This window comes from Sphingorhabdus sp. Alg231-15 (assembly GCF_900149705.1).
In the GTDB taxonomy this organism is placed as follows: domain Bacteria; phylum Pseudomonadota; class Alphaproteobacteria; order Sphingomonadales; family Sphingomonadaceae; genus Parasphingorhabdus.
Map to the genome: position 1 here is coordinate 1,789,429 of NZ_LT703001.1, position 26,006 is coordinate 1,815,434.

Annotated in this window: 28 protein-coding genes; 5 read left to right on the plus strand and 23 right to left on the minus strand. The window is 55.6% G+C overall.

Annotated features, from left to right (window positions below):
* Positions 1-88: 88 nt before the first annotated feature.
* Together purS and purQ are read left to right on the plus strand one after the other, a co-directional pair.
* Positions 89-343, plus strand: coding sequence for a phosphoribosylformylglycinamidine synthase subunit PurS (gene purS, locus DG177_RS08825; protein WP_108811138.1), 255 nt, complete (start codon positions 89-91; stop codon positions 341-343).
* 2 nt (positions 344-345) lie between these two features.
* Complete coding sequence (gene purQ, locus DG177_RS08830; protein WP_108811139.1) at positions 346-1,002, plus strand: phosphoribosylformylglycinamidine synthase subunit PurQ; 657 nt, start codon at positions 346-348, stop codon at positions 1,000-1,002.
* 320 nt (positions 1,003-1,322) lie between these two features.
* On the opposite strand, the gene DG177_RS08835 is transcribed toward purQ, so the two are convergent.
* The 20 genes from DG177_RS08835 to DG177_RS08930 all read right to left on the minus strand — a co-directional run bounded on the left by DG177_RS08835 (position 1,323) and on the right by DG177_RS08930 (position 17,806).
* On the minus strand, positions 1,323-2,429 hold the full coding sequence (locus DG177_RS08835) for an OmpA family protein (RefSeq protein ID WP_108811140.1): 1,107 nt from the start codon (positions 2,427-2,429) through the stop codon (positions 1,323-1,325).
* A 182-nt stretch (positions 2,430-2,611) separates the two neighbouring features.
* A complete protein-coding gene (locus DG177_RS08840) occupies positions 2,612-3,064 on the minus strand; it encodes a DUF2793 domain-containing protein (RefSeq protein WP_108811141.1) in 453 nt (150 codons plus the stop codon).
* Positions 3,065-3,121: 57 nt separating this feature from the next.
* Positions 3,122-5,320, minus strand: coding sequence for a GTA baseplate fiber-binding domain-containing protein (locus DG177_RS08845; RefSeq protein ID WP_108811142.1), 2,199 nt, complete (start codon positions 5,318-5,320; stop codon positions 3,122-3,124).
* Entirely contained in the window at positions 5,321-5,755 is a 435-nt protein-coding gene (locus DG177_RS08850) for a peptidoglycan endopeptidase (protein WP_337658666.1), read from the minus strand.
* Complete coding sequence (locus DG177_RS08855) at positions 5,755-6,573, minus strand: baseplate hub domain-containing protein (protein WP_108811143.1); 819 nt, start codon at positions 6,571-6,573, stop codon at positions 5,755-5,757. Before DG177_RS08855 ends, DG177_RS08850 begins: the two co-directional genes overlap by 1 nt.
* The gene (locus DG177_RS08860) at positions 6,570-8,933 is read right to left on the minus strand and encodes a phage distal tail protein, Rcc01695 family (protein ID WP_108811144.1); all 2,364 of its coding nucleotides are present in this window, start codon (positions 8,931-8,933) and stop codon (positions 6,570-6,572) included. The genes DG177_RS08855 and DG177_RS08860 overlap by 4 nt, the downstream gene beginning before the upstream one ends.
* Positions 8,934-8,936: 3 nt before the next feature.
* On the minus strand, positions 8,937-9,527 hold the full coding sequence (locus DG177_RS08865) for a tail tape measure protein (protein WP_108811145.1): 591 nt from the start codon (positions 9,525-9,527) through the stop codon (positions 8,937-8,939).
* The gene (locus tag DG177_RS08870; protein ID WP_108811146.1) at positions 9,520-9,732 is read right to left on the minus strand and encodes a phage tail assembly chaperone; all 213 of its coding nucleotides are present in this window, start codon (positions 9,730-9,732) and stop codon (positions 9,520-9,522) included. Before DG177_RS08870 ends, DG177_RS08865 begins: the two co-directional genes overlap by 8 nt.
* 7 nt (positions 9,733-9,739) lie before the next feature.
* Positions 9,740-10,054 carry a GTA-gp10 family protein gene (locus DG177_RS08875; protein ID WP_108811147.1) on the minus strand — a complete coding sequence of 105 codons (315 nt, stop codon included), beginning with the start codon at positions 10,052-10,054 and terminating at the stop codon, positions 9,740-9,742.
* Positions 10,047-10,454, minus strand: coding sequence for a phage tail tube protein (locus DG177_RS08880; protein WP_108811148.1), 408 nt, complete (start codon positions 10,452-10,454; stop codon positions 10,047-10,049). The genes DG177_RS08875 and DG177_RS08880 overlap by 8 nt, the downstream gene beginning before the upstream one ends.
* Positions 10,455-10,715: 261 nt before the next feature.
* Positions 10,716-11,123 (minus strand): DUF3168 domain-containing protein, encoded by a 408-nt coding sequence (locus DG177_RS08885; protein WP_337658668.1) that lies wholly within the window; start codon positions 11,121-11,123, stop codon positions 10,716-10,718.
* Positions 11,120-11,338: a hypothetical protein gene (locus DG177_RS08890; protein ID WP_108811149.1), complete on the minus strand. Its 219-nt coding sequence runs from the start codon at positions 11,336-11,338 to the stop codon at positions 11,120-11,122. Before DG177_RS08890 ends, DG177_RS08885 begins: the two co-directional genes overlap by 4 nt.
* Complete coding sequence (locus DG177_RS08895; RefSeq protein WP_108811150.1) at positions 11,335-11,682, minus strand: phage head completion protein; 348 nt, start codon at positions 11,680-11,682, stop codon at positions 11,335-11,337. Before DG177_RS08895 ends, DG177_RS08890 begins: the two co-directional genes overlap by 4 nt.
* A complete protein-coding gene (locus DG177_RS08900) occupies positions 11,679-12,224 on the minus strand; it encodes a head-tail connector protein (RefSeq protein ID WP_337658669.1) in 546 nt (181 codons plus the stop codon). The genes DG177_RS08895 and DG177_RS08900 overlap by 4 nt, the downstream gene beginning before the upstream one ends.
* A 107-nt stretch (positions 12,225-12,331) precedes the next feature.
* Positions 12,332-13,540 carry a phage major capsid protein gene (locus tag DG177_RS08905; RefSeq protein WP_108811152.1) on the minus strand — a complete coding sequence of 403 codons (1,209 nt, stop codon included), beginning with the start codon at positions 13,538-13,540 and terminating at the stop codon, positions 12,332-12,334.
* 34 nt (positions 13,541-13,574) lie between these two features.
* Positions 13,575-13,976, minus strand: coding sequence for an HK97 family phage prohead protease (locus DG177_RS08910; RefSeq protein WP_337658670.1), 402 nt, complete (start codon positions 13,974-13,976; stop codon positions 13,575-13,577).
* On the minus strand, positions 13,973-14,281 hold the full coding sequence (locus tag DG177_RS08915) for a DUF6127 family protein (RefSeq protein WP_108811154.1): 309 nt from the start codon (positions 14,279-14,281) through the stop codon (positions 13,973-13,975). The genes DG177_RS08910 and DG177_RS08915 overlap by 4 nt, the downstream gene beginning before the upstream one ends.
* Before the next feature lie 299 nt (positions 14,282-14,580).
* Positions 14,581-15,720 carry a phage portal protein gene (locus DG177_RS08920; RefSeq protein ID WP_108811155.1) on the minus strand — a complete coding sequence of 380 codons (1,140 nt, stop codon included), beginning with the start codon at positions 15,718-15,720 and terminating at the stop codon, positions 14,581-14,583.
* Positions 15,721-15,804: 84 nt separating this feature from the next.
* Positions 15,805-17,271 (minus strand): phage terminase large subunit family protein, encoded by a 1,467-nt coding sequence (locus tag DG177_RS08925; RefSeq protein ID WP_108811156.1) that lies wholly within the window; start codon positions 17,269-17,271, stop codon positions 15,805-15,807.
* A complete protein-coding gene (locus DG177_RS08930) occupies positions 17,261-17,806 on the minus strand; it encodes a hypothetical protein (RefSeq protein WP_108811157.1) in 546 nt (181 codons plus the stop codon). Before DG177_RS08930 ends, DG177_RS08925 begins: the two co-directional genes overlap by 11 nt.
* 331 nt (positions 17,807-18,137) lie before the next feature.
* Here DG177_RS08930 and DG177_RS08935 point away from each other — a divergent pair, with 331 nt between their 5' ends.
* Positions 18,138-19,610 carry an alpha/beta fold hydrolase gene (locus DG177_RS08935; RefSeq protein WP_108811158.1) on the plus strand — a complete coding sequence of 491 codons (1,473 nt, stop codon included), beginning with the start codon at positions 18,138-18,140 and terminating at the stop codon, positions 19,608-19,610.
* Between the two features lie 148 nt (positions 19,611-19,758).
* Here the strand turns inward: DG177_RS08935 and DG177_RS08940 are convergent, their stop codons facing one another.
* The 3 genes from DG177_RS08940 to DG177_RS08950 all read right to left on the minus strand — a co-directional run bounded on the left by DG177_RS08940 (position 19,759) and on the right by DG177_RS08950 (position 23,406).
* Complete coding sequence (locus DG177_RS08940) at positions 19,759-20,424, minus strand: DUF6151 family protein (protein WP_337658671.1); 666 nt, start codon at positions 20,422-20,424, stop codon at positions 19,759-19,761.
* A gap of 38 nt (positions 20,425-20,462) precedes the next feature.
* Positions 20,463-22,250, minus strand: coding sequence for a patatin-like phospholipase family protein (locus tag DG177_RS08945; protein ID WP_108811160.1), 1,788 nt, complete (start codon positions 22,248-22,250; stop codon positions 20,463-20,465).
* A gap of 76 nt (positions 22,251-22,326) precedes the next feature.
* A complete protein-coding gene (locus tag DG177_RS08950; RefSeq protein WP_108812889.1) occupies positions 22,327-23,406 on the minus strand; it encodes a DUF2855 family protein in 1,080 nt (359 codons plus the stop codon).
* 186 nt (positions 23,407-23,592) lie between these two features.
* On the opposite strand from DG177_RS08950, the gene DG177_RS08955 reads away from it, so the two are divergent.
* Both DG177_RS08955 and DG177_RS08960 read left to right on the plus strand, forming a co-directional pair.
* Positions 23,593-25,164, plus strand: a complete 1,572-nt coding sequence (locus DG177_RS08955; RefSeq protein WP_108811161.1) for an amino acid carrier protein — start codon at positions 23,593-23,595, stop codon at positions 25,162-25,164.
* A gap of 223 nt (positions 25,165-25,387) precedes the next feature.
* A complete protein-coding gene (locus DG177_RS08960; protein ID WP_108811162.1) occupies positions 25,388-25,969 on the plus strand; it encodes a VTT domain-containing protein in 582 nt (193 codons plus the stop codon).
* Positions 25,970-26,006: the final 37 nt, after the last annotated feature.

Sequence of the window (26,006 nt, forward strand, 5' to 3'; positions counted from 1 at the left end):
CTCTCTATCTGGTAACCACCTCTTGCTCCTTTCAGTGACCACGCTATAGGCAATAAAACCTTATCACGGTCATTGAAGAGCGAGTTCCATGAAGATCAGAATTTATGTGACACTGAAAAACGGTGTCCTCGACCCCCAAGGAAAAGCTATTCACAACGCTCTTGAAAGCCTAGATTTCAAGGGTGTGAATGATGTGCGTGCAGGCAAGCTGATCGAGCTGGATGTCGATGATAACATGGTAGATGCCGATATTGAAAAAATGTGCGAGAAGTTGCTGGCCAACACCGTGATCGAAAATTTCGAGATCGAAAAGCTGGCTACCAAGACAACAGAAGAAGCCTGAGAATGAATTCCGCTGTTCTCGTCTTCCCTGGATCCAATTGCGACCGCGATATGGCTGTTGCATTGGAAACCGTCACGGGAAAAAAGCCACATATGGTCTGGCACGGTGATAGTGATCTACCGGACAATTTGGATATTGTCGCGATCCCAGGCGGATTTTCCTATGGCGATTATCTTCGTTCTGGAGCGATGGCCTCGCGATCCAACATCATTGATTCGGTTGTACAAGCCGCCAACAAAGGGGTCAAAGTGCTGGGTATCTGCAATGGTTTTCAGATATTGACAGAAATCGGACTCTTGCCCGGCGCGCTGATGCGCAATGAGAAGATCGAGTTTATATGCAAGGATGCGGCCCTTACAGTCGACCATGCCAGTTCCATGTTCACATCTGCCTATGCGAAAGACGAATCGATCAGCATTCCAGTAGCCCATCATGATGGAAATTATTTTGCCGATGACGCAACGTTGGATCGTCTTGAGGAAGAAGACCGCGTTGCTTTCCGATATGCCGCTAGTATCAATGGATCGGCGCGCGATATTGCCGGTGTTTTGAACGCAAATGGAAACGTTCTGGGAATGATGCCGCATCCGGAACGAGCAATTGACAGCAAACATGGCGGAACTGACGGTCTACGCTTGTTTGAAAGTCTCGTGAGTTGAGCGAGACAATCTGGTTTTAGAGGCATCGACGGTCAGCATTGATAAATCCATCAATCGCTCTGAAGTGTCAATAATCCGCATACTAAATCTGATGATCAGGATTCACCGGTCAATCACCAGCTAATTGTGACGCGGGTAGGGTCCTAGATGCGGTTGTCCTGAACCCGGAGTCGCAGTCAGGCAGACCCTCCAAATCGTGCAGACTTCGTTTCCAACCATGATTTCGGTAACTGTAGCCGTAACTTACCACCATTCGCGATGGACAAAAAAAGGGCCGGTCCGAAGACCAGCCCTTTTCACTAAATCGATATTGGAAGTTATTAGTTACCTGAACCAGGACCATACATAACTTCAACACGCCGGTTCTGTGGCTCACGAACGCCATCTGCGGTTTCTACGCGAGGACGCGATTCACCAAAGGCTTCGCTGGAGATCGCTCCGCCGCCGATGCCGCGTGATTCGAGATAAGCCCGAACCGAAGCGTTACGACGTTGGGACAGACCAACGTTATAGCTCGCTGAACCAGATTTATCAGCGTGACCCGCCAACATAACCTGAGCCGAACCACAATCACCATATGCAGTAACCGCATTGTCCAGAACTGTAGCCGCTTCTGGTGTAATGTCTGACTGATCCCAGTCAAAGAACACGATGTACGGTCCAGGTGCACACACAGCAGCCGGTGGAGGCGGCGGTGGTGGTGGAGGCGGTGGTGGTGGTGGTGGAGGCGGTGGTGGTGGTGGAGCATCTGGCTCGCCACCAAAGTTGTAGATCAAGCTACCCAGGACAGAATGAGTCCGCAGACGGGTGCTGACATCGTTGCCTACCTGGTCGACAAGATCAATATTGTCGGCATTGAAGAAACGATATTTAATCCCTACGTCCCAGCTATCGCTCAATGGCGCGCGGATACCCGCAATTGCCTGCCAAGCGAAACCTGTGTCCGAATCATCAAGATAAGGACCAGCGAAAATATTGGTAACCTCTGTACGAGCTACACCAACACCGCCGCCGACAAAGCCTTGGATGCCGTCATCGTCGCCAAAGTCAAGCAAACCGTTCAGCATGAAGCTCAACGCATTAACTTCACCGTTAATGTCTGTAACGCCGGCAAACGCACCGCCGCCACCGGCAGTGGATGGAATACCTGGTGCACCAATTTGAAGTCGTTCAGCGGCAGCTGATTTATAAGCCACTTCTGTTTCCAGACGGAAACCACCGAAATCATAACCGACAATACCGTCGAAGTCATAACCCGTGTCGTGATCAACCTCTGCTGCGTTCTCATTTGTACCGATATCTGCTGAAATATCTTCAACCAGCATCGCGCCGCCTTCTACGCCCACATACCATTGGCCATCACGGGCCAGGGCAGGTGAAGCGAGCGCCGTGGAGGCAAGCGCCAATCCTATGGCAAGCTTCCGCATTTATATTCCCCTTCTCATTTAGGTTCTGAATTCACGGCGCTTTGTAACCCGTCCCCTGTGGCAGTGCAAGCCGACAAATTGCGTAACTGTTGCGAAAATGTCGCCATTTTCGTGATTTAACCTAAAAAATCGCATCTAAGGTGCTGCAAGTAGGTCGAATTGCTGACAAAATAAGAACAAATCTAGTTGATTTGAGGTAAAATTTTCATTGTTCTTAGCGTTTCCAGAATCGAATCAATCGCAGCTCGCGCTTCTGAGTCGATTGTCATGCCGCCTGTTGGTTCTTCTATGGACGCTGCAGAAGACCAAGCTCCCGCGATGTACATTGTGGTAACTTGATCGCTTGCGACAATAATTCGCATTGATTCCTGTGGGTTAATGAAGTGCCAACCGGCTGAAGACCAACCCGCGATTTGATTGGACCTCCCCTCCCATTCTGCGACAGCATCAAGTCCGATCAACCAACAATCACCCGGCTCAGGAACCAATAATTGCGGATCGTTAGCGATGGCGTGAACGACGGGGTGGGACAAAAAATCAAGTAATATCAAAGCATCATTATGATATAGCTCTTTATGCGCCTGCCCAACTGCAAGTAAGGGTAGTTGAAAGCGCGGAGTTTCAAATGCTGACATATTTATTCCTTTGCGTGATAGGGGGAAGAGCGATGAAGAAGCCTCCGTTCAGGAGTGCTATATCTCGATAACGAACAGCAATGGGTCCGAGATATTATGTTGGCCGATTTGCCGAACCTCCAGCGCCAAAAATGACACATCCAAATCTCGGTAGGATTGAACCTGTGTTGCAGAGAGAATCACCTCTGGATCTGAAGGCTCCGCAATGGTTTGACCGTTGATACTGAATCGATATTTCTCGGCTTCTTCAGCCAGAGGTATTTCGATACTATCTGGCCATAACAAACCAGCGCGGGATCGCCTTACCCACGAGATATGGAGATCACCGTCCTGACCAAAATAATGTCTTGGATGCACGGGGGACCAAGGTTTCAGCGCACGGCCCGGCTCCTGAATCGACATCGGCACAGGGAATTGATCGTCTCTACCGAGCGCAGATATGGTTACGGGTAGAAAAGGGGTAAAATATCGCGGATCAATTTCTGCCAGGTCAGCGCCGCTTAACAGTATGAAATCTTCATTTGCACCATGCCGATCGATTTCCCTCTCTGTCCCGCCCAGTCCTCGATAAAGGTGAGACAAGATATAACGGTTATCGCCAATTGGTTCAGCAGATCCAAATTGGATAATCTCTTGGCCAATAGACGCGATATTTTGCCCAATCAAAAGTCGTCCCTGATCCGCATGGTCTAAATGCATATTGCGATTATGCATCTGCACCAGCAATTCGTTCTGTCGGTCAATGATATGCAGACCACTGCTGTTCAGCGGTTCCAAAGCAGTGCCTATTCTAGCTGGCGCTGTTACCTGACCGATGGGATCAAAGGTCACGTCCTCTGTATCACCTGCCAATAGCTCCGCATTTCGCCAGCCCAAGTCACCCGTAGCAGCGGCATATAGTCTGGGAACATCAGAAACCTGCATCGGTGCATCAAGAGCAAATGGCAGATCAACCAACGCCAATCTCGTCATGCCTGCCAACGCGTCAAGCTCCTGCACCGGACGACCATTGTCTGTTGGGCCGTCCACGTTTGGTAAAACATCTCCTGCTTTTGACAAAACAAGACTGATGTTGCCTCTGTTCAGCTCCCAGTTTCGCACCAGCCAGATATCACCGCTATCATTCCAACTGACAAACGTACCGGGTTTCAGGGAAGGCGACGCGCATAAAACATGCAGCTGCGTGCTGCTGCGCTCCTGATAGAGCGACCATAATCTCTTTTGAGCGATATTTTTTGCTTGCGTTGAAGCCAGCGCGGCGGGGAAATCCTGATTGAGGATCGCTCGGCTAGTCCCCGGGCGAAACGCATTTTGCAGGCCTGATTGATAGTCACGCTCAGGTTCATAATAGCGCAGCGCATGTTGCCGTGGGATTTTTGCTTCGGAAACCGTGATTGTTTCCGGTCGCTCGACCGGGCGGCCATTGTGGTTCGACACGATCAAACCGCGCAGTGACACTATCTCCGTATCAATTTCAGGCTGCCGTGATTTCGCGCATAGCGCACCTGAAACGGAAGGAAAGGATAATGAGAAACTATCGCTAATTATGGTCACCGCCTCCCGTCGATCTTCACCGGCGGCAGCGAAGCCATGAAGTTGCTCATCGATAGATGCTGTGATCTTATCGCCTGAAATATCGTTGATAATCTTGCCCAGACTGACCGAGCCATCGTCGGCAATAACCTCAAAGGTCAGGGAGGGAATGCGATTGCCATAGTCTGTCAGATCCATATCCTCAAAGACTGCTAGCGCGATCCCGCGATGGGCTGGAGTTCCGCCGTTGGCTTCGGCGCTGGCCATTAATCCATCGACGGCCTGATCCTCATGTCCCTGAAAAAAGCGAAATCCGGCTTCGGTTTTGAAATCACCAGCGCTGCCGCGAAAGATTTTTCCATCGGCCCAGATACGGCCGATTTCACTGATATTCCGGCTCGAGAGCGCAACCGCGAGACTGGCGGAGTAGCTGTAAGTGGCACTGCTCGGACGCCCCTTGCCGCCGCCACTTGATTCGCGGGTTTCCTTCAGATCGGTCGCCCAGATCACTGTCCCGGCGACCCGCATTGTGCCGTAGATGCGCGGGATTTGCGTACCATAGCTGGAAGTTTGCACGGCCAGTTCCTGCAGCCGGTGACCTTCCCGTCCGCTGGGTTTGAATAGGATATTCTGGTCGATCTGCTGCCCTAACACAGCACCGAGAGCTCCGCCTATCGGCCCACCCACGGCGGTGCCGACGGCTGTCAAAACCAAGGTCGCCATCTAATATTCCCCAATTCTAAAGACTGTTTCAATCGGCCATTGCGCCTCACCGGGGGTAAGCACCACTTTGCCGAGGCCGGCATGAGCGTGAACGAAGCCACAGTGGGTTCTGACCATCAGATGCCATTGCACCGGACTTGGTCGGACCAATGCAATATCGCCCTCCCGTAGCGGTTCACCAGACGGAAGAGCCAAAAACCCGGCGAGAATCATCACCTCCGAGATTTGCTCGGCAGACCCACCGCGTATGGAATATCCGTTGGGCACATCGCAGACCAAATCCGTGGCACTTAAACACCGGGCAGCCAGCCCTACACAGTCAAGTCCATGCTCAGCATTCCGTCCGTGGAGTCGGAATTTGGTGCCACATAATTCCAACGCCACCTCGGCGATCATCGCCGAACGGTCTGTTTCCAGGTCATCAGATGTCATCATTATGCTCCGGGGTAGCGCGTGAGCAGGTCATTACCAGGCAAGTAAGGCTCGCCGCGAAAATTGATACTGTTTTGAAAGCGGTCCCGGCAGGTGACAAAATTCTTGTCGCAGCCGCTTGTAAGCAGTGCTTTATCGCCAACAAACACAGGCCGGGTTGGTTGATCAGCCAACCGGATCGCGTCGCCGTCACCGCTGATAATAGCAAATCGCAGCCCGCAATTTTCACCGCTCAACCAACGCAATTCGCCGAAGATATAGTCGGCGGCCAGCCCTTGAAGATCAGCAAATTCCAGCCGCGGCTCTGTTATCTGAGTAAGCGTCATCTCGGCCTGATGCTCAGCAAGACTGATCTTGCAGGCGCGGTCACCCAATCGGGCGCGGCAAGTTGGTGAAGTCAACGGCGCAATCGCTTCATCGAGACAAGAAGTCCCGCCAAGCACCTCCACTCTAAAAGCGTCACCGGATCTCGTAATCTCACCAAATTCGCCACTGATAAGATGAAGCGGTTCGTCCTCCGGGCTTTCCCAGTTGACCAGATATATGTGCAGCTGCGCGCCGTTCCAGCGGCCCGCGATCAAGTCTGGTTCGGCAATCGCCGCGCTGGTCATCACGCCTTCGATATCGACGCTGTCCAACTGCAGACTGTCGGACAGCGCAATAGTCGAGGGCACCATTCCGGGCGCTGCGCGGTAGCGCACGTGGTCGATCATCAGATCTTGGTCATGGGACACAAATCCGATGGTGACACCATCTGCCCGCTCGAGCCGCCACGCATAGCAGCTGGTTGTCAGCGGCTGATCCAGCCATGCCAGACTCATGATCCTTCCCGCACTTCGATCAGATGGATATCCGGAATCTCACCAGCCATGAATGTGCGGGCGCTAACCTCCAGTCGATCCTCGGCAAAGCGGACAGGCACGTCGAACAGGAAACCGGCGGTAACATTGCTATTTGCCGCTGGCGGACTGTCAAAAACCACTTCGCCCAACATGCCAAGCGACCAGTTGCTGGCGATCAAGCCATCAACAGCAACGAGCAGAGATGACGGTTGCGGTCGGGTGATCAGACGCTGCTGCGCCTCGCTGTCCTCGGCGGCGGCGTCCAAGCCATAGCTTTTGGTCAGTTGAAACCGAGTCTGTTCGCCATCACCAATGCCGATATTCTGATCCATCATTGTCGGCGGATCGATCATGGCATTGCTGCTATGATCATAGGGGTCGCTAAACCGAAACGCTTTCGCTGCGCCACGCCGGGCACGAAAAAAGGCGATCAAACTGCGCAATTCTTCTTCGGAGCGTATACCCGGCCCGGCATCAAATTCCAGCCGCGCATCAGCCCAGTCGCTATTGCGCTTTTCATGGCCGGAGAGGGTCGTCACAACATCAGTTGAAAAGCGCGGAGAAACCGTTGCGCCGCGTCCGATCGAAAGCGGAAATTGCACGTCATCAAAGGCGTTCACATCATCCTCCAGTTCCTGAAAATAGGTAAATCCATCGCGCGCCACTTGCGGCAGCGCCCAGATAAAGATCCCCGGTGTGCCCCGCATCTCTGCGGCGGCAACTGCATCAACCATATTGGTCCAGACAAAACCGGCGTCGGCGGTGAGCACAAAGCCGGCAAGATAATGCTGCTGCGTCATCGGATAGCCGAGCCGCTCCGTAGCCAGATCAATGCCGCGCCGGGTCGCGGACTGATCGCCCGCAATCACCCAGTCATAATCCTCAAGCTGCAGAATATCGAAAGCCGGACTGGCCCAGCCAACAGGCAGGTTGGCGCGCTTTGCTTCGGGTGCGGCATCGTCCAAAATGGTTGGCAGATAGGCGAGCAATAGTGCTTCAACCGGAGCGCCAAGCGCTTCGTCTCGAACCGCTGCTATAAGGTCTGCCGTAGACTGCGCCAGAATCGCTCCGGCCTGGTCCAGCATCGCATTCTGAGCTACCGTTTTCGCACCGCGAATGTCCGGGATGCTGACCAGCGCATCGCCAAATTCCGATTGTGCCGCCGCATCATAAAGACAAATCCGCCCGTCATCCGGCATGACCCACCACCATGGCTCACCGACCTGAAACTTAATCGACGCTCCAGCGTCCCGTGCAATCGCGGTGAATGCCCGCGCGACAGCCTGCAAATAGCCCATGGCGGCTGGCTCGGCTGGCGACAGCAAAGTCGAAGGTGGGACCCAGCCGGTCAGCGCCGGATCACCATTTTCGGCGCGCTGTTTCCAGCTCGCCCGGCAATGGACATCAAACAATTCGTAGGAAAGCGAGAAAATGACCGTGAAATCCATCGCCTCCGCACGGGTGACAAAATCGCGATGCCAGACCGCACAGGGCTGATTGATTGTGGAAAATTCTTCATCTGCCTGCGGCTCGGACTGGCTAACATATAGATCTTCACCATTTGATTCGAGCCGGAAATAGTGGCTCATGCCGACATAGTGATTGATCGATCCGCGATAGCCGAGTGCACGGATCGAACGCAGCAAGCGTTCGGGTGTCTGGTTAAAACTATCATCATAGCCGGTAGCCATCGATAGGCCATTTTCCGGCACCATAATGTCGCCAATTTCGAGCACCGCGCCACCACCATCGGCGGTGATGGCGCTCATCTCCACCCAGCCAATTTGCGGCGCGGCATAGCGTGAACCCGCACCATCATAGTCTGGCGGAATAATCGAGATAAACAGCCGGTCAATATCTTCGGGCTGCACCGGATCAGCTTCCCCGGGCAGCAGAAATCCGCCATCAAGGCTGGAAAATTCCAGATTGATATCAGCGTCGGTCGGTGTACCGCTGGCATAGTTCCAAAGCCGCACGTACCACGCCTTTGCCTGACCCAGCGCATCGCGACCCTCAATGGTCAAGGTTGGCCCGTTCACCTGATCTAGTGGCATGATCCCGGATGAGCGCCAGTGAAAACGCAGGCTGAGCCGGGCATAATCGCGGCTTGTCTCATAAGCCAGTAACGGGTGGTCGAGTATATCCTCGCTCTCCCAGATCAGCCCTGCGAGATCGTCCGAATTATAAAAGGTCGTATCAACCCGCAGCGCATCCGCTGCGGTCGTCACAACCGACGCCATCATTGGGCGCGGAAAATTGACGGTCCAGAAACGCGGATCAAAGCGCTGGATAAAATTGGTCTGTTGCGCTGTGCGCTCCTTCGCTAGCCAAAAACCCATGGCTTATCCGTCCCGATGGGCTAGCGCATTGCGCACTGCGCGCGCCACCTGACGACCGGAACGACGTATCTGGTCGGGCGCGCTGCCTTGCCCGTTGTCTGATATATTGATGGTGAGCTGGATATTCGGCGCGGCGGCCATTCCGCCACTGCGCTCTATCCGGCCCGCTGCAGTCGGCACAAAAAGCTCTGGCCCCTGCTCCCCGACCAAATAAGCATGGCCACCGGTCACCGGTCCGCCAGTCGCTCGTCCCGGTGCACCAACCGCAGCGCCGAGGATTGAAGTCCCGATCCCCAGCAAGCCCCCGCCGGAGCCGCCACTGGAATTGGCACCAAACAGGTTGCCGATACCGCTATTGATTGCTGCATTGGCAATATCCGCCAAGACCGACAGAGCTACGTCTTTCAAGCCTTCAAAACCCAGCGATCCGCTCCGGATGGCCCGGCTCAAACTGGTTTCGAGAGCAGAGCCGGCGCGCTCCATACCGCTGGCAAGCGGACCATCAAGCTGGCGGCTCATGGCAGCCACATCTTTCGCAAATCCGGCGGTATCGGCCCGCACAGCAATGACAAGGCGTTCGATTTCTTCATCCATAACTAAAGGTTTCTTTCAGCTTTTCGAGTTGGGTTCGGCTGAGCGGCTCAGCGGTCTGACTGCCCGGAGATGCGGCGGAAACTACATACAGGATTGCGGTCAATTCAGCGGGTGTCGCGCTCCAATATTGGTCCGGCGTCCACCCAAGGACTGTGGGGACAATCCCAGCACAATGAGCTGCCGAGGCGCGGAAGTCTTTGGTCATGCAGCACCTACCGTCCTTGCAATATCTGTTTGAGCAGAATCTTCAACGGAGGCGTGACGCCGGTTAGGCCCAGCAGCAGCATTGCTTCACCGAAATGCTCTCGAGTCAGATCCTCCGAACGGTCCTTGATCACGTGCCAGAATAGGCCCGCGATTTCCGCCAGCATGAGCCGGCCATTCGCGGCCCTTTCAACCAGATCAAATAACGACCCCAGTTCCTCTTCCGCTGCGACTAGAGCTGCAAAGCTGGGCCGCAGAACCAGCCGCTGGCCATTGATCATCAATTCCGCTTCGCCGCGGAGCGAATTGGCGCGATCAGACATGGGACACCGCACCAGAGCTTTCGAGGTTCAGCGTGTAGCTGCGCTCGCCATTATAATCACCGCTGTAATCCAGCCGGGTGACGAGGAAATTACCGCGCATGCTGTCGCCGCCTTCAAAGCTCAGCTCATAAGCGTCGATCATTCCTTCCAGCGCGTGGTTTTTCATACGCAATTCGGCATCCGAGCCCGTAAACACACCGGCGCCTGATACCGATACGGACCGTATCCCTGCGCCGGACAAAAGCTCGCGCCAGCCACCGCTGTCCTTATTGGTAATCGTCACCGGTTCGCCATTGACCGACAATTGCGTGGTCCGCAGACCGGCGATGGTGGAATAGCCTATCGGGTCCGCCCCATCGCCAATTCTCAGGAGAAAAGCGCTCCCTTTTTCTGCTGCCATGATTTGGTTCCTTTTTGTTTGTGTTGGTGGATTTTTTATTATTTCCTCAAGCGCCGGGCGCGGGCATCCGCCTGCTTGGCTATCGCGCCATAAGGCGCGGCGGCCGGTTGGCCTTGCCTCGCTTCGCTCGGACGATGATCTTTAGGTTTGTCTACTCAAGTCTGTCACCAGACCGACGCGAAGTGGAGGCAAGCGCGACTGCGCGCCCGAGCTTATGCGAGGAAAGCCAAGCAGGCGGATGCCCGCGCCCGGCGCTTGAGGTTAAATCTGAACCCCTTTCAAAACCCGCGCGCGATATTCGATCAGACCGCTCCATGGGCTTACGGCATTGCGCAAGACCCGCGAGCGGCGGAAATCAAATGTCACTATCTGCCAGCCTTCCGGATCGGCCAGACGGTCTTCCAGAGCCTCCTCCACCAGAGCCATTATCTGGTGGAGGCGCGCAGCGCTTAGCCCGTCGTCATGGATGGTTAGTGCCAGACTAAGCTCACGACCCACTCCACCCTTAAAGCTCCAGTCCAGCGCGGCGCCGGTTGTGAGCGCAATATACGGAAAGCGCGCCCGAGGTGGAGGGCCATCATAAATAGCATCAACTTCCGCCATCAAAGGCACATGCGCGTTCAGCGCCGCGATCAGGCTTTGCTGCACGATTTCGACAGCGCCCGTCACCGGACACCGCGCATCAGAAAAGCGACGTCGCGCAGACCATGATTGCAGACAATCTCTGAGCCGAGACCGGAACCCGAAATCGCCACGCCGTCGTTCGTTTCTTCTATGGACAGATTGTTTGACAGTTCTTCGACAAGCGCCATTTTGATATCTGTCTTGATCTTTTGCGTCGCTGCGCTTGCTGCTTTCTCGGCTTTGTGTTTCAACTTCTTCACACCCGTTTCTCCTCGGCTTGCAGGAAGGTTCTTGGAATGAACCGGTGATCGGCGGCGACCGACTGGACAACCATCTCGCGGTCACTCCAGGTCAGCATGTCACCGGGTCGAATGGCATTGGTCTGGCGCAAGGTGAAGCGCCAGCGCGGCAACGCGGAGCGGCTGCCAGCAACCACTTCATCACCGGAACCCAACGGTTCTGCCGACGCCCGGAAATCGCCAATGGGATCGTTTTGATCTATCGCTGATCCGGCGGCATCGCGCTCAGAAGACTGCCGTTCAATGTGAATCAGTTCACGCAGCAAACCGCTAAATTCCGACCCGTCAGTTCTGGACCCGCTCATGCCACACGCATCCGGCGATGAGGTCGCCAAAGGGCGGTCACCGCGCTTGGAGGGCCGCCAGCATCCATGCGGTCACGGTGCGTATAGAGATAGCCAGCCAGCCGAACGACACCCTGGCGCAATGTGGTGGGCACATGCGCCCAGTCTGTGGCCAGGCCAGCGTCATAAGTGACGGCAATGCGCGCGACCATGTTGGCGGGAAGCAATTTGACCCAGCCAACGCCATCACTGTCGATATCAAGGGCATAATCATTCAATGGCAAAGATGTCAGCGCGCCATCAGGCCCGACAGCTTCGACCAGCGTGATCGCCTGCACCGGTTGCTTTTTCAGTTTCTGCCATTCCGTTCGCACTGGCATCCGGTCGCAAACCGAGCGGGCAATCAGTCTCTGACCAATAAAATTTTCGCATAGACGCGCGGCGCTGCGCAATAGCTGGGCAATCGCCTCATCATCTTCGACATGATCGAGGCGCAGAAAACCTCTAACTTCATCGATCAACTCTATCGGTACAGGAAGCATGTCATCAGGAGGAAAACTCACGGGTGGGGTGTCCTTTCTAACAGGATAAGGGGCGCCCGTGCCGGGGTAGGAGAAGACCCCGGACAGGGGCGCGTATCGTCGCGCCTGGGCACAACTGTGGGGAGTAGCTAGGTCGCGCTGAATTGCATCAGCTTGATCGCTTCGCTGTTCATCAACTGCCCACCGACGCGCTTGGTCGCGTAGAAATGGACAAAGGGTTTGTTGGTGAACGGATCGCGTAAGATGCTGGTCGCGCTGCGCTCCGCGATGAGATAGCCCGCGCGGAAATTGCCGAAAGCGATCGACAGGCTGTCGGCCGCCACATCCGGCATATCTTCTGCCTCAACCACTGGATAGCCGAGTAGCATATCCGGCTGACCCGAAGCCAGTGACGCCTGCCACAGGAACGCGCCATCGGCGGTTTTGAACTTGCGGATCTGAGCCAAGGTCGCGCTGTTCATCACAAAGCTCGCGCCTTGCCGGTACGCCGGTTTCAACGCGTGAACCAGATCAACAAGCGCATCCTCGCCATCGCTTCCGGCAAAGTCACCAGCCGCACCCGATGGAATATATTGCAGCGTCCCGAAGGCGCGAGCATCATCTAGCTCCTCGGTCACTGGCGCATTGAGGAAACCGCGCGGCTGATTAACCCCGGAGCCGCCAACAAATGCTGCCCCCTCCGCCTGCGCAAATTCGCGAGCAATTTCATCCGCGAGCCACGCCTCAACATCAAAGGCCGCGTCATCCAGCATCGCCTGCGACGCCGCTGGATTGGCATAAAGCTCTCCGGTCGGCGGTGCGATTTCGTTGAAATTGGGTGTGTCGGTTTCTGGCCGTCCAGCGGTTTCGCTAACCCAACCGGAAGGGGTGCCACCATCGGTGACGAGCTTGCGATATCCCGCGCTGCCAGTCTGCACCACCGTCGCAATCGCTCGAATGGGCGAAATGTCCTTCAGCGTTCGGCCGATCAGCGCATCAATTTCCTGTGGCACGGCAAAACCACCTTCGGGGCCGGATGCGCCGGAAAAGCTTTTGAGCTCAACCCCGCTATGATCGCCCCGGCGGAGATATTTTGCTGTGAAATCGCGAGCGGCGTTGGAAGACATCATGCCCTTCGCACCGTCCTCATTCGCGGCCAAAGCAGGTCGCGCCGATGCCTTGGAGATCTCTGACATCTGGCTTTTCAGACCGTCGATATCGCTGCGCAGATCGGTAATCGCCTTTCCGTTATTGTCGTTATTGTCGTGATTGCCGTTTTCTTCCGCCTGCAAAATGGCGTCAAACGAGGCCTCCAGCGGCTCTGCTTTTGTTTCAAGGGGGGTATTGGAAAAGTCCATGATATTCCTTTCTGGTAAGTAATTGAGTTTGTCCTCAGCACATGATGAGGTGCACCTGCGCCAGCGGCTGCATTGGGCAGGTAACAAGCGAGATTTCGGCAACATCGAGATGGTGCAGGATCCGCGGTCGTCGTCCAGCCGATTGCTCCACACGATAACCAAAGCTAAGACCTTCAACCGTCCTGCCCGCCAACATTGCCGCGACCTCTCGCCCGACCCGTGTCGCGGTCGACAGGGTTCCGATGACGCGCAGGCCACGCTGATCTTCGCGGGCATAGCTGATGCTGCCGATGCGGTTCTCCTGTCGGTGCTGCCAGAGCAGGGGCAGCGACAGCCCGTCAGCCAGTGACCCAAAGGCACCCGGCCGAATAATGTCCCCGCCTTTGTCGATACGATTAAAGATAGCGGCATAGCCAGCAAAGCGGATGGCGCTCACGTAATCAGGCTTCCGAACCCGAACCGCATGGCGATACCGATCAGAAGCAGCGCCAGCATAGCGCGAATAACCCACGTAATCGCCGCTTTCCATGCACTCGCCTTGGCATCGCGCCAGGCGCGGAGCAATTCGCGTAGCTCGTCAAGATCATCCGGTGCCTTGTGATCGGCCAAACCGAGCCGGTCGAGCACGCGCTCCGCACCGCTGTCGGTCGCTTCCTCGACAATCGCGCGGAGCGTGATCAGGTCAGCGCCATCGCCTTCCGCCTGCGCCACCAGGCGAGCGAGCATTTCTTCGTTTTGCATTCTGTGATTCCTTTTTTGTTAGACCTCAGGCGCCGGGCGCGGGGATTTTGTTGAACCTCAAGCGCCGGGCGCGGGCATCCGCCCGCTTGGCTTTCCTCGCATAAGCTCGGGCGCGCAGTCGCGCTTGCCTCCGCTTCGCGTCGGTTCAGCGCGACTTTGAGAGCATGATCCTTTAGTTCGTCGTCCGAACGTAGTGAGGCAAGGCCGACCGGCCGCCGCGCCTTATGGCGCGATAGCCAAGCGGGCGGATGCCCGCGCCCGGCGCTTGAGGTGAATAAAAACCCACATAACTAAACAGACTACTCGATCCCCAACATTGCCCGTTTCTCTTCGGGTGCCAGGAAATCCGCTTCGCTCACTTGCTGCCACAATCGTTCGCGATCCTCCGACAGTGCGGGTATTTGATCGCGGTCCACGGCCAGTGACATATCTTCAAACCAATCCCCTAACGCTGCAGACAGACCGTCCAGAATCTTCCCAGCCAGCGGTAATATCGTCAGCCGCCACAGCGCCCGATTGGCTTCACGGTAATTGGCATAACTATTGTCGCCGGGCAGCCCGAGGAGCATGGGCGGCACACCAAAGGCCAGCGCGATTTCTCTTGCCGCGGCCGCTTTCAAAGCCACAAAATCCATGTCCGCAGGGGTCATGCTCATGCGTTCCCATTTCAAGCCGCCTTCGAGCAGCATCGGCTTTCCGGCATTTCCGGACCCGGCAAAGCTCGCCTCCATCTCGGCCTTGAGCCGATCAAACTGATCCGACGTCAGCGCCGATCCATCCGGTCCGGGATCAAAGACCAGCGCTCCTGATGGCCGCGCCGCATTCTCGAGCAAGGCCCTGTTCCACTGCGCCGCCGCATTGTGCACCGCCACTGCCTTTGCCGCTGCACCGAGACAGCCAAGGCCATAATGATCATCGGTCGGGTGAAAAGCCTTGATATGAATAATCGCAGGCCGCCCCCTGTCATCCAGTGCGGCAATGCGGGTCTGGTGCTCGCCTGCGCGATAGACATAGGCAATCGGCCAGCCCTTTTCATCCGGCTCGATCGTGATCCGATCGGGCCGCAGAGCAAACAGCTCAGCAGGCTGCTCGTCGATTCCGCACATCACCTGCACATAGGCATTACCATGCAGCAACAGATGCGCGGCAACGGTTTCGAGAAGAGACTGGCCGGCGCTGGTCGCATTGACAAGCATCGCGAGCGTATCGTCCATCGGAGAGAGCGGCGCACCACCAACCCCTTCAGCAACAATCCGCACCGCGCGCTGAGCCACCGCATTTTCGACATAGGCTTCGCGCACACGTCCCTCATATGAAAAGGGCGCTTCTCCCGAAAAGAAAGCGCCTCCATAGGAGCCGATATAACTGCGCCCCAAAGGCGGCCGTGTTCGTTCACCCCCGCCCTTGAAGGCGAGGGCCAGACTGTCCCAAATGCTCATGGTTGTTCCTTTGTATTTTTGTATAGTTGCTTTTTTTACCTCAGGCGCCGGGCGCCTGAACTCCAATAAACAATCCTTCACTTCCTAAACCCGCACCCGCGGTTCTCGCCGCCGCAGCAGCATCAATTCCGTCAACGCATAGACCAGCGCGTCAGCGCGATCAGGTGAGCGGCCCGGTCCATCATAACCGCCACCGACCAACAACCCACACAACTCGTCCTCCAAGCGAGAAAACGCACCCATATGGAGCACCCGCCCCGCTTCATAGAGTGCCGCAACCGGTTCAGCCCGGGCGACCTTGCCGCGTGAGGCGCGTACGAGCCGGATCGGCAAAGAGATATCCGCAGCTTGCAAGACTGATTTGACCATCTCTCCGCCCTGATTGGCTTCAGCAATCACACGGTCAGCACCCCAGTTTCGGGCCGCATCTGCTACTGCTCTTGCCCATGTTTCGGGACTGGCCTTCTCGACGCTTTGGTCGGCGAGAATGACGGCTTTATTATCTGTACGCAGGGCAGCAACAATGATCCCGCAGGCATCTCCGCTGCTGGAGGCGGGTGGATCGACGCCAATGACTATTCTCGTCCAGTCTGTCGTCATCCCCTCCGTCATCCCGGACTTGATCCGGGATCCAGTGTAGCTCACGTCACCCTCACGATGATCACAGACCTCTCTGCTTGACACTCTGGATGCTGAATCAAGTTCAGCATGACGAATTTGGCGATGGTCCGGAGTTTCTTCATCTTGCCGCACCCGGCATTCCTCCAGCATCGCCCGCGTCCACAAAGCGCCTTCCAACTCCTCGATCAGTTCGCCATTCAGCTCCTGCCGCCCCAATCGCGTGCCGCCATAGTCAGCCTCCATCACCTGGATGAATGCCGAGGGCAGATTTGCGACATTGTCCTCAGTACTGCCGCGCGTAGTCACAGTACCGCTGTCCTTGACCAGCGCCCGCACCAGCGGTACCGGCCTTGGCGTCGTCGTCGCAGTAATTTTGGGCGCGTCGCCAAGCCGCAAACCCATTTTCAGATTATCCCAGGCCGCTTGCGCCTGCCCGGCATTGTTGGTCCATTTGGCAATCTCGTCGCACCATGAATGACTATGCTGTGGCCCGCGCAGGCCTTCCGGCTCCGCCGCCGAATAGAGATAAGCCTCGGCACCATTTGACCAGCGCAGTCGCTTTAACGACGGCTCCCAAAGCGGGCGGTTTTTCGTTGGAGCGATCGACAATAGGCCGCTCTCTCCCTCAACCATTACCATCCGCGCCTCGCCAAGATTCGCACCAACCAGAGCAAAGCGCGCGCTGCCGTCACTCTCTGCAATTTCACGGACCCATTCCGCACCGGCACGGGTCTTGCCAAAACCGCGCCCGGCCATAATCATCCACACGGTCCAGTCGCCAGCAGGTGGTAATTGTTCGTTGCGCGCCCAATAGTGCCAGCTGGCCTCATATTGCTGGCAGGTTTCCCGGTCCATCAGGCCGAGGTAAAGCGCACGGTCGTCGTCCTCCAGTGCGCCAATTTCGGCTGCCTTTAGTAGATCACGATCCATGAACTGCACCGTTGCTTTTGTCCGGATCAAGCATTCGTGCGGCCGCTTTTTTACGCCGTTTTTCGGCCTGAAAGGCGCGCAGGCGCACGTTGATCTTTTTCAGCTTCTCATCCAGCGTGTCGCGCACCGGCTCCGCTTCAGCCGCCACTTCGGCCTGTGCAGCGCGAACCAGCGCCACCGTTTCCTTATGCAGACGCAGAAGTTGCAACGCTGTCTTGTGATCATAGTCGCGCACGGTGCCAACATGTTTGCCATGATAATAGATCTTGCGCTCAACGCCCTGCCGGGCGCGTTCGAGCATCTCCATTTCCAGCAGCTCATAACCTGCCGCCAGCGCCTTTAACCAGGCCGCGCCAAAATCGGGGATACGCTCTCTCCAGAAATATAATGTGCCATTGGCGATACCGGCGACCGCCGCCGATTCCTTGATGCTGGAGGTGATCGCCAGATGCTCCAGAAAGGCTTGCCGCTTTGCCGCCTTATGGTCAGCGCGGGGATCAGGGTAGTTATTTGGGTCTTCATTTGTTTCAGCCATATCTATCCTCATGCCCGGATCGCCAATGGCGCGGGCATTAAAAAGGGCCGTTGCTCTGAAACAGATTCAGCCCGATTGGGCCGGCATGCCTCAGAGCCGCAAGGCCCGAATCACAATTTCTCGATGTTCCTGATATGTACCTAAACAGCGTGACAATGTCAACCGCTTTTTACCTATATGGTTATTTGTCTGATTTATTGATCGAATGATTAGTGGCTGCTTCATTCTGAAAGCGGACATTAGAATTGGCTCCCGATGAAGAAGCCATATTTGTCGTCGTTCAGTCACTGTGATAGTCACGGTTTTCCGAATATCAATATCGGAGAACACCATGAAGATCGATATACTGATGATATTCCTGCTAGGTACGGTGATATTCGGTGGTTGGTCAGTTAACGCCGATGCCATGCCTGCTCCTGCGTATGAGGCATCCAAGCGCCTTCCTTTGGAAATTTGTGAAATTGACAATGTGGACGAGCCACTTCTGTGCGGCGTTCACATTGTATTCGAAAACCGCGAAACCAAGTCTGGGCGCAGGATTCCGATAAAGATCGTCGTGGTGCCAGCGCGGGAAAAACCGACGACGGATTCTGCCTGGATAGAACATCAAGGCGGACCTCGCTTTTCCATGGTGGGGAGCGCCCATTTGTTCGCAAAAGGTGGTTTTCTAGAGTCGTTCAGACAAACGCGCGACATTGTGTTGATTGATCCGCGTGGCTTGCATCAATCCGGTCCGCTCTATTGCGAAGCACTTAAGGTGCCGAGAATTCTCGAACGCTACTATCCTCCGGAAAAGGTGAGTGCCTGTCGGGAGGAACTTGCCAAGCGAGTGGACCTCAAACAATATTCGACCTTGAATGCGATTGAGGATTTCGAGGATATTCGTCGCTGGCTCGGTTACCGGAAATGGGATGTTGGTGGCTGGTCATATGGGTCGCGTTTCATGCTCACCTATCTCCACAAATATCCGGAAAGTATCCGGAGTATCAGTCTGATTGCACCTTCCATTCTCAATTTCGAACGTCCGCGAGATTATGCGAAATTTGGACAGCAAGCCTTCGACCGCTTGGTCGAAGATTGCCGCAATGACGAAGCCTGCAATGCCCGTTTTCCAGATGTTGCTGGTGATTTGCAGATGGTACTCGCAAAACTTGAAACACAACCTGAAGCGGTCGAATTTACCGACCCTCATTCCGGAAAGGTTGTTACCCGGCAACTGTCACGTGATGTCTTTGCTGAATCGATATGGATAGCGCTTCTGAGGACATCCGAGGCGCGTCAGCTTCCCTTTGTCTTGAAACATGCTGCAAACGGTAACTTCGCACCATTTGTGGATTTGGCCGTTCCCACCTCCGCTCCTCCCTCTGAACCGGAAGGACATTATTTCTCAGTGGTGTGCCCAGAAGAAACCGGCCGACTTGATATTGGTAAAGCTGAAGAATCTGCCAAAAACACGTTTGTTGGCACCTACATTGCACGAGACTATATGGATGCATGTGAGGCTTGGGACCTACCATTAAACCCAAGCCATCCGATAAAGCCAAAGCGCTTTTCCGTGCCCGCTCTTATCGTTACTGGAAAACAAGATCCGGTTACTGCTCCGGAATATGGCGAGACTATTGCCCAACATTTCGAGAACAGTGTTCACGTCTCGATTCCGCATATGGCGCATAGCATCAGCCAAATGAATAATGCGGAATGCTTTACCCAGTTTCTCAGCGAATTTGTCGAGGCGGGAAATTCAGAAAACCTCAATATGGATTGCCCCAATTCCCTGCGACCTCCGGCATTCCGACTAAATTGACGTTATGGCGCAGTAACTAGGTCGGTAGTTACAATGCCCGTTTTTGCGCCCATGGCGGACACCAAAGTCGGGTTGAAAGAAACCCTATTGAGCGAAAGCACCAAACGGGTCCTTCCGGCCTCGAGCCGATATTGAACGGCACAATCGCCTATTGCGCCTCGGCCAAAACCTCGCGATAAATGTCTGCCTTCTCGTCAATCGCCAGTCGTTCGGCGGTTTCTAGCTTGATCGGCATCGCCAGCGGCTTGCCGGTGTCATGGTCAAACAGCGGCGACTTTCTGAGCTCTGGATGGAGCCGCGCCTTGATCGTGCGGACCAGCAAATTCCAAAGCATGCCGGGCATGCTGGCGGTTTTGACCTTGCCCAGATCGCCAACCCCCGATGCGATCGCAACATGTTCGACATCCGGCCCCAGAATCCTGTCCGTTTGCCCGGCGTCAAAGCCAGACAGAATCAACGACAGAAAGGCGAAGCGCGTGGAACTCAGCGTGTTGGCAATTGGCGTGCGGCAATCGGTGCAATACCAGCGCAATAGCGGTCCACCCGTGACGGTGACACAAGCAAGCTTGTCTTGCCCTTTGGCAATCTCAAATTTCGAGCTATCCATTTGATAGACATGGGTGCCGGCATGGTCATCCAGCATCTGCTTTTCCCTGCCGAGATAATGGGCAAAGGCCTGGCAGTCATTGCAGTGGCAGACCAGTCGCCGGCCGGTTGGTGGTGCCGATTCCTGCACGGCACCTTGAATGGCGCCGCATTGGCATTGAAATGCGAGGGCTTGCGGGGGATTGGCGGAGGGGGTCATACGCTTCATTCCTGCTTAAGGGCGCAACCGGTTCGCGGCTTGCCTGCCTATAGATGTTTCAACCCGGCGCTCTCGATCACCTGGCTGGTAATATATTCTGCAGCCATTTCTGCCAATTCACGGCCCAAATGCCAGTCGAGTATTTGCATATCGGGGATGATTGGCGGATTAACCAGGATATCCTCATCGCCGAGCATTTCCTTGGACGCCATCCGGCTCGCCACCACCATGGAGCGCGACATTATCTCGACAATAGAGGGAAATTCCGCTTCCCGTTTTTTGCGCAGCAACACGTCTTTCATCAAGGTCCAACGGCCGCGGATATCCTCATATTCCACATCGGTCCGCCAGATCTCATCGGGGTCGCCCAATGACACCACGATATTGGGGCCCGTTTTCAGGCCATGCATGACCTTGACCGGAACATTGTCGAGCACGCCGCCATCAACCAGGATATTGCCATCACCATCGATAAAGGGTGGCAATATGGTCGGCAGCGAACCCGATGCGCGAACACATTCCCACAGCGGCCCGCGGCGATGGATATGCAGGCCGTTGGTTGACAGATTGGTTGAAACACCAAAAAAATTAATCGGCTGGTCGGCAATATCCTTGGTCCCGTAGCGCTCTCGCAGCTCCGCATCGAACACGGTCGGATCGAGCAGCGAATAGAGCGGCAGAGTCAGACGCCGCATCGCCTTGGCCTTGATAAACATGGCTTCCATCTGGTCGAGCGTTTCTTCGACGGTCATCCCGCGGGCTATCGCGCCGCCCATCGCCGCGCCGGCACTGGCTCCGCCGATAAAGTCGATCGGGATATTGGCCGCTCTCAGCGCCTGCACCACGCCCAGATGTGCACAGCCAAGCGCGCCGCCGCCGGCAAGCACCAGCCCGATCGCACGGCCGGTTAGAAAGCGCGCGACCTTGGCGAAATCGGCATCGTTGTCGAGCCCGACATGATGGTGCAGCTTCGGTTCGCGCGGGTCTATCCAAACCGCACTCTTGCTGATCGCCTTGTCGGACTTTTCCCGCACCAGCAGCAGAGTGCGTTGCGACGCTGCAATCCAGCGCATTGCACTTTGCTCCATCGCATTGGGTTCCGGCTCTGCCCTGCCCGGACGCCCCACCATCACTAGTGCATCCGCATTGCGGCAAACTTGCTCACTCCATTCGTTCGACCCGCTACCATCGATCAGGACATAGGCGCCCTTTGCCTCCTGTTCCGCCAGCCACGCCTGATAGGCCGCGCCGTCGGAGGCCTCACTGGTTCCCTGGTCCACCGCAATGACCGGCGTCTCGGCCTTCACAACCCCTTCAAAGGCCGCCGCCAGTCGCGACAGCAATCCATCAGGCAATTGGCTGGTTCCGGCGGGCAGCAAAGCGATGACACGCGGTGTCCCGGTCGACACCGATGCTGTACGCGCGGTGGCGACCGCGAGCCGTTCCGATACCAGTTTCAGCATCGCCTGAGTCAGTTCGGGATGGTCACAAGCGATATCGTCAAACGCCTTGCGCGATACTTCCAGCACAACCGAATCGCGCGTCGCGATGACATCTGCTGTGCGTTTTCCACCGGCAAAAAAGGCCAGCTCACCCACCGCCTCCCCGGCTTCGATATGAGCGACAATATGGGCCTTGTTGACCACTACGCGGAACCGACCGGACTCGACAAAATAGAGCGCATCGGCGTCGTCACCCTGCATGACAAGATTCTCGCCGCCCGACACGGGCTTTAGTGTAGAAACCGATTCCAGCGCATCAAGCGCCGCCACCGACACGCCATCAAATAGCGCGTGGCGGGCCAGATTTGGGCCGGAAACCGGTGTTTCAGTCATGTCGTCCCCTAACAGGCGCGACCCTGTTCAGACTATTATCCGCCGTTCTTTGTTGATAATCAACGCTTTTTCAATCTCAACCCAGCACACAGATCAACCCGCGATTGGGCGCGACCTGGTTCGCCAGCATCTCAAGATAAGCACTTTGCAAAGCATCCTGTCCGGAGAGATGTTCAACCGACAGATGGTTAGCAACCCCGGCAACAAAGGCGGCAAATTGCTCGTCGACCTTGGCTCGGAAGGTCGCGGGTCCGACTTCTTTCATCAACGTTTCAGCGGCGGTCGGGGCAAAGAACAGCACAGGCTCAGGCCCCTTCAGCTCGCCAGTACCCTTACGCTCCTCAAAATGGGTGGCGCCGACCATGGAACTGAATTTCAGATTACTGTCCCAATGGCCATGGATCGCAGAGAGCAGCGCGCTGTTGCCAGCAAAGTCGACCGACACAATGTTTTGCGATGCATCCGCGTTTGGCAGATCATCGTAGCTTAGCACTTCATCATAAAGCCCGGTTTCCTCAACAAACGCCTTGTTACCTGCAGAAGTCAGGCCAATACGTTTGATATTGGGACTCAGATTTTTGGCAACCATCGCCAGTCCCAGGGCTGTTTTGGATGATGCGCTGGTGAGCAGCACGGCTTCGGCACCAAACCAATCGGACTTGCGCATCATATCTTCGATCAGGAAGCTGGTCGTGAACAAAGGTTGGTAAAGCGCGCGCTCCTCTTCCATCTGTCCTTCATCCGTGCCGAGACGGTGATATTGATTATAAATGATCGCGAGGCCCTGCCGATGTTCGGCATGATCAACAAATCCCGCGTCGGTCACATTGCCTGGCGACACCACAAGATGGCTGGCCATGGGCAGATAGCCATAAACCCGCTCGCCAACCGCAATGTCGGCATTTTGCGAAGCGACCACTTTGGCAAAGCCCCAGACCGGCACAATACCCCAGTCTTCATCACCGGTCGGAAAAAAGTTCCAGTACCCAAAGCCATCACCCACCGCAGCATAAGTGATGTTGTTCGCTGTCAGCGCATATTTCTCGATCTCGAGCAAAATCTGACCCTCGCCAAGCGTTGGGGCAGGTCCGGCATGCCATTCGCTTTTTGGAAGATCCGCCTTTTTCACCCAAAGGCTGCTTGTCTGGTCACTCATGTGCGCTGCTCCATCTGTCAAAGAATCATGATATTGGTTTTGATTTTCTAACTTTATCATAGGCTTTCACACCGGTTTGGCAAAAGCATTTGCCAAAAAGCGCGGGACTGCTAATCCTGTTGCGATTGTAATTAAATTACAGAGCAGATTTCAGCATCAAAAGCATGCGAAACGGGGAGAATTTGAGTGAGTACAGCGCCAGTTTCCGGGTTTGAAGCGGCTATTCAGCCAGTCACTAATGTATCGGACTTTATCTGGGGCGGGAGCTGGAACGGGGAACCCGTCCTTGCCATTGCTGGCCAGCCGATACCGCCGATGGTCATCATCTTGCTAGGGGCTGGTATCTATTTCATGATCGGTCTGCGTGGCTATCCATTGCGTCGCCTGTTCCCGGCCCTCGCTGGTCTTTTCAAGAAATCGGAGAGTAAGGGTGCAGGTGAGATATCACCATTTGCTGCGTTGTCTACCGCGCTTTCCGGGCAAGTTGGAACCGGTAATCTGGCGGGCGTTGCGACTGCCATTACGCTAGGCGGCCCCGGTGCCATATTCTGGATGTGGGTCACCGCCCTGTTCGGCATGGCGCTTGCCTTTGCCGAAGGATCACTGGCGGTACGTTTCCGCGAGCAGGCAGAGGATGGCACCTATCGCGGCGGGCCGATGACTTATATCAGCATCGGCCTTGGCCCCAAATGGACCTGGCTGGCGGTGCTTTTCTGCATTGGCGCTCTCTTTTCCGCCTTGGTTACTGGCAACGGCATTCAAGCCAATAGTCTGGGTGACAGCGCCAACGAGCTTTTTGGTGTTGAAGAGTGGATTGGCGGCGCTATTGCTGCGATCGCTGTCTTTGCCGTCATTATCGGGGGCATCAAATCCATCGGTAAAGTTGCTGAAACGATCGTCCCTTGGATGGCAGGCGCTTATCTGATCATGGCTTTTGTCGCCTTGATGATTAACCTGCCCTATCTTCCAGAAACCTTTTCCCGCATCTTTGCAGGCGCATTTGGTTATGACGCTGCCGCAGGTGGCTTCCTCGGTGCGATGATCATGATTGCCATTCGTGCTGGTGTGGCACGCGGACTGTTCTCCAACGAGGCAGGTCAGGGTTCCACCCCGATTGCCCATGCTGTGGCACAAACCAATGACCCGGCGGCTCAAGGCCGCTTTGCAATGATGGGTACGTTTATCGATACAATCGTCATTTGCACGATGACCGCATTGGTCATGCTAACCGTTGCGGGCGACTTTACCGTGACCGATGCCAATGGCGTCAAAACAGCGGTAGAACATGCTTGGCAGTCCGACCTCAATGGCTTTGCGATGACATCGGGTGCCTACGGAGCGGCCTTCCCGTTTGAACTGTTCAGCATTCCTATCGGGACATTGATCGTCTCTGTCGCGTTGATCCTATTCGTGTTCACCACCTTGCTCACTTGGAGCTATTATGGCGAGCGCGCGATCACTTATCTCTATGACCTGCTGCCCGGTTCGAGCCTTAGCGGCGAAAAGAAGCTGCACTTTGTCTGGCGCGTGCTTTGGTGCGTGGTGATCTTCTTCGGTTCTTTCGCACCGTTGCAACTTGTCTGGCGCCTGGGCGATATTTCGAATGCGGTAATGACGCTGCCAAATATCGTCGCCCTTCTGGCCCTATCCGGCGTGGTCTTTGCGCTGGCCAAAGGTAATCGCACGGCGGGCACCGATCATGGCCGTGAGACACCGAAAGAGCTGCAAGAGGAAGTTTCAGGAGCAGCGGGGCATTAATTTATTTATTCCCTCAAGCGCCGGGCGGGCGCATCCGCGCCCTTGGCTACGCGCCATAAGGCGCGGCGGCCGGTCGGCCTTGCCGAAGCTGCGCTTCGGTTTGGCGGTAACTTCAAAAATGGTCTCCGAGCGGAGCGAGGCAAGCGCGACCGCGCGCCCGAGCTTATGCGAAGAAAGCCAAGGGCGCGGATGCCCGCGCCCGGCGCCTGAGGTCTAATAAATAATGCTCAAAAAACTATATGACTGGATGCTCGAAAAAGCCGGCCATCCACAAGCGACAAAATGGCTTGCAGGAATCAGCTTTGCAGAGTCGAGTTTCTTTCCAATTCCGCCCGATGTCATGCTCGCGCCCATGTGCTTGGCGAAACCGAAACGCGCCTATTGGTATGCGTTTATCTGTACGGTTTCATCAGTGCTCGGCGCGCTGCTGGGCTATGCTATCGGTTTCTTCCTGTTTGAAACCATTGGTATTGCGATACTCGATTTCTATGGACTGGCCGACAAATTCGATGTGTTTGCAGAGAATTTTAACGAGCAAGGCTGGATCGTTGTCCTGCTCGCCGGGTTCACGCCGCTTCCCTTCAAGGTGATCACTATAGCCGCTGGTAGCACCGCCATGCCGCTTTATGTCCTGATCTTTGCTGCGATTATTGCGCGTTCAGCACGGTTCTTTCTCGTCGCGGTTCTTCTCGCCAAGTTCGGCGCGCCCATGAAAGACTGGATCGACAAGAACTTCGCGCTGGCCACCACGCTCGGCGGCATATTATTCGTCGGCGGCTTTGTTGCGGTGAAGTGGTTGCTGTGACGCCCAAGAATTAGTTTCAGGCGGAACAGCTTTTTTT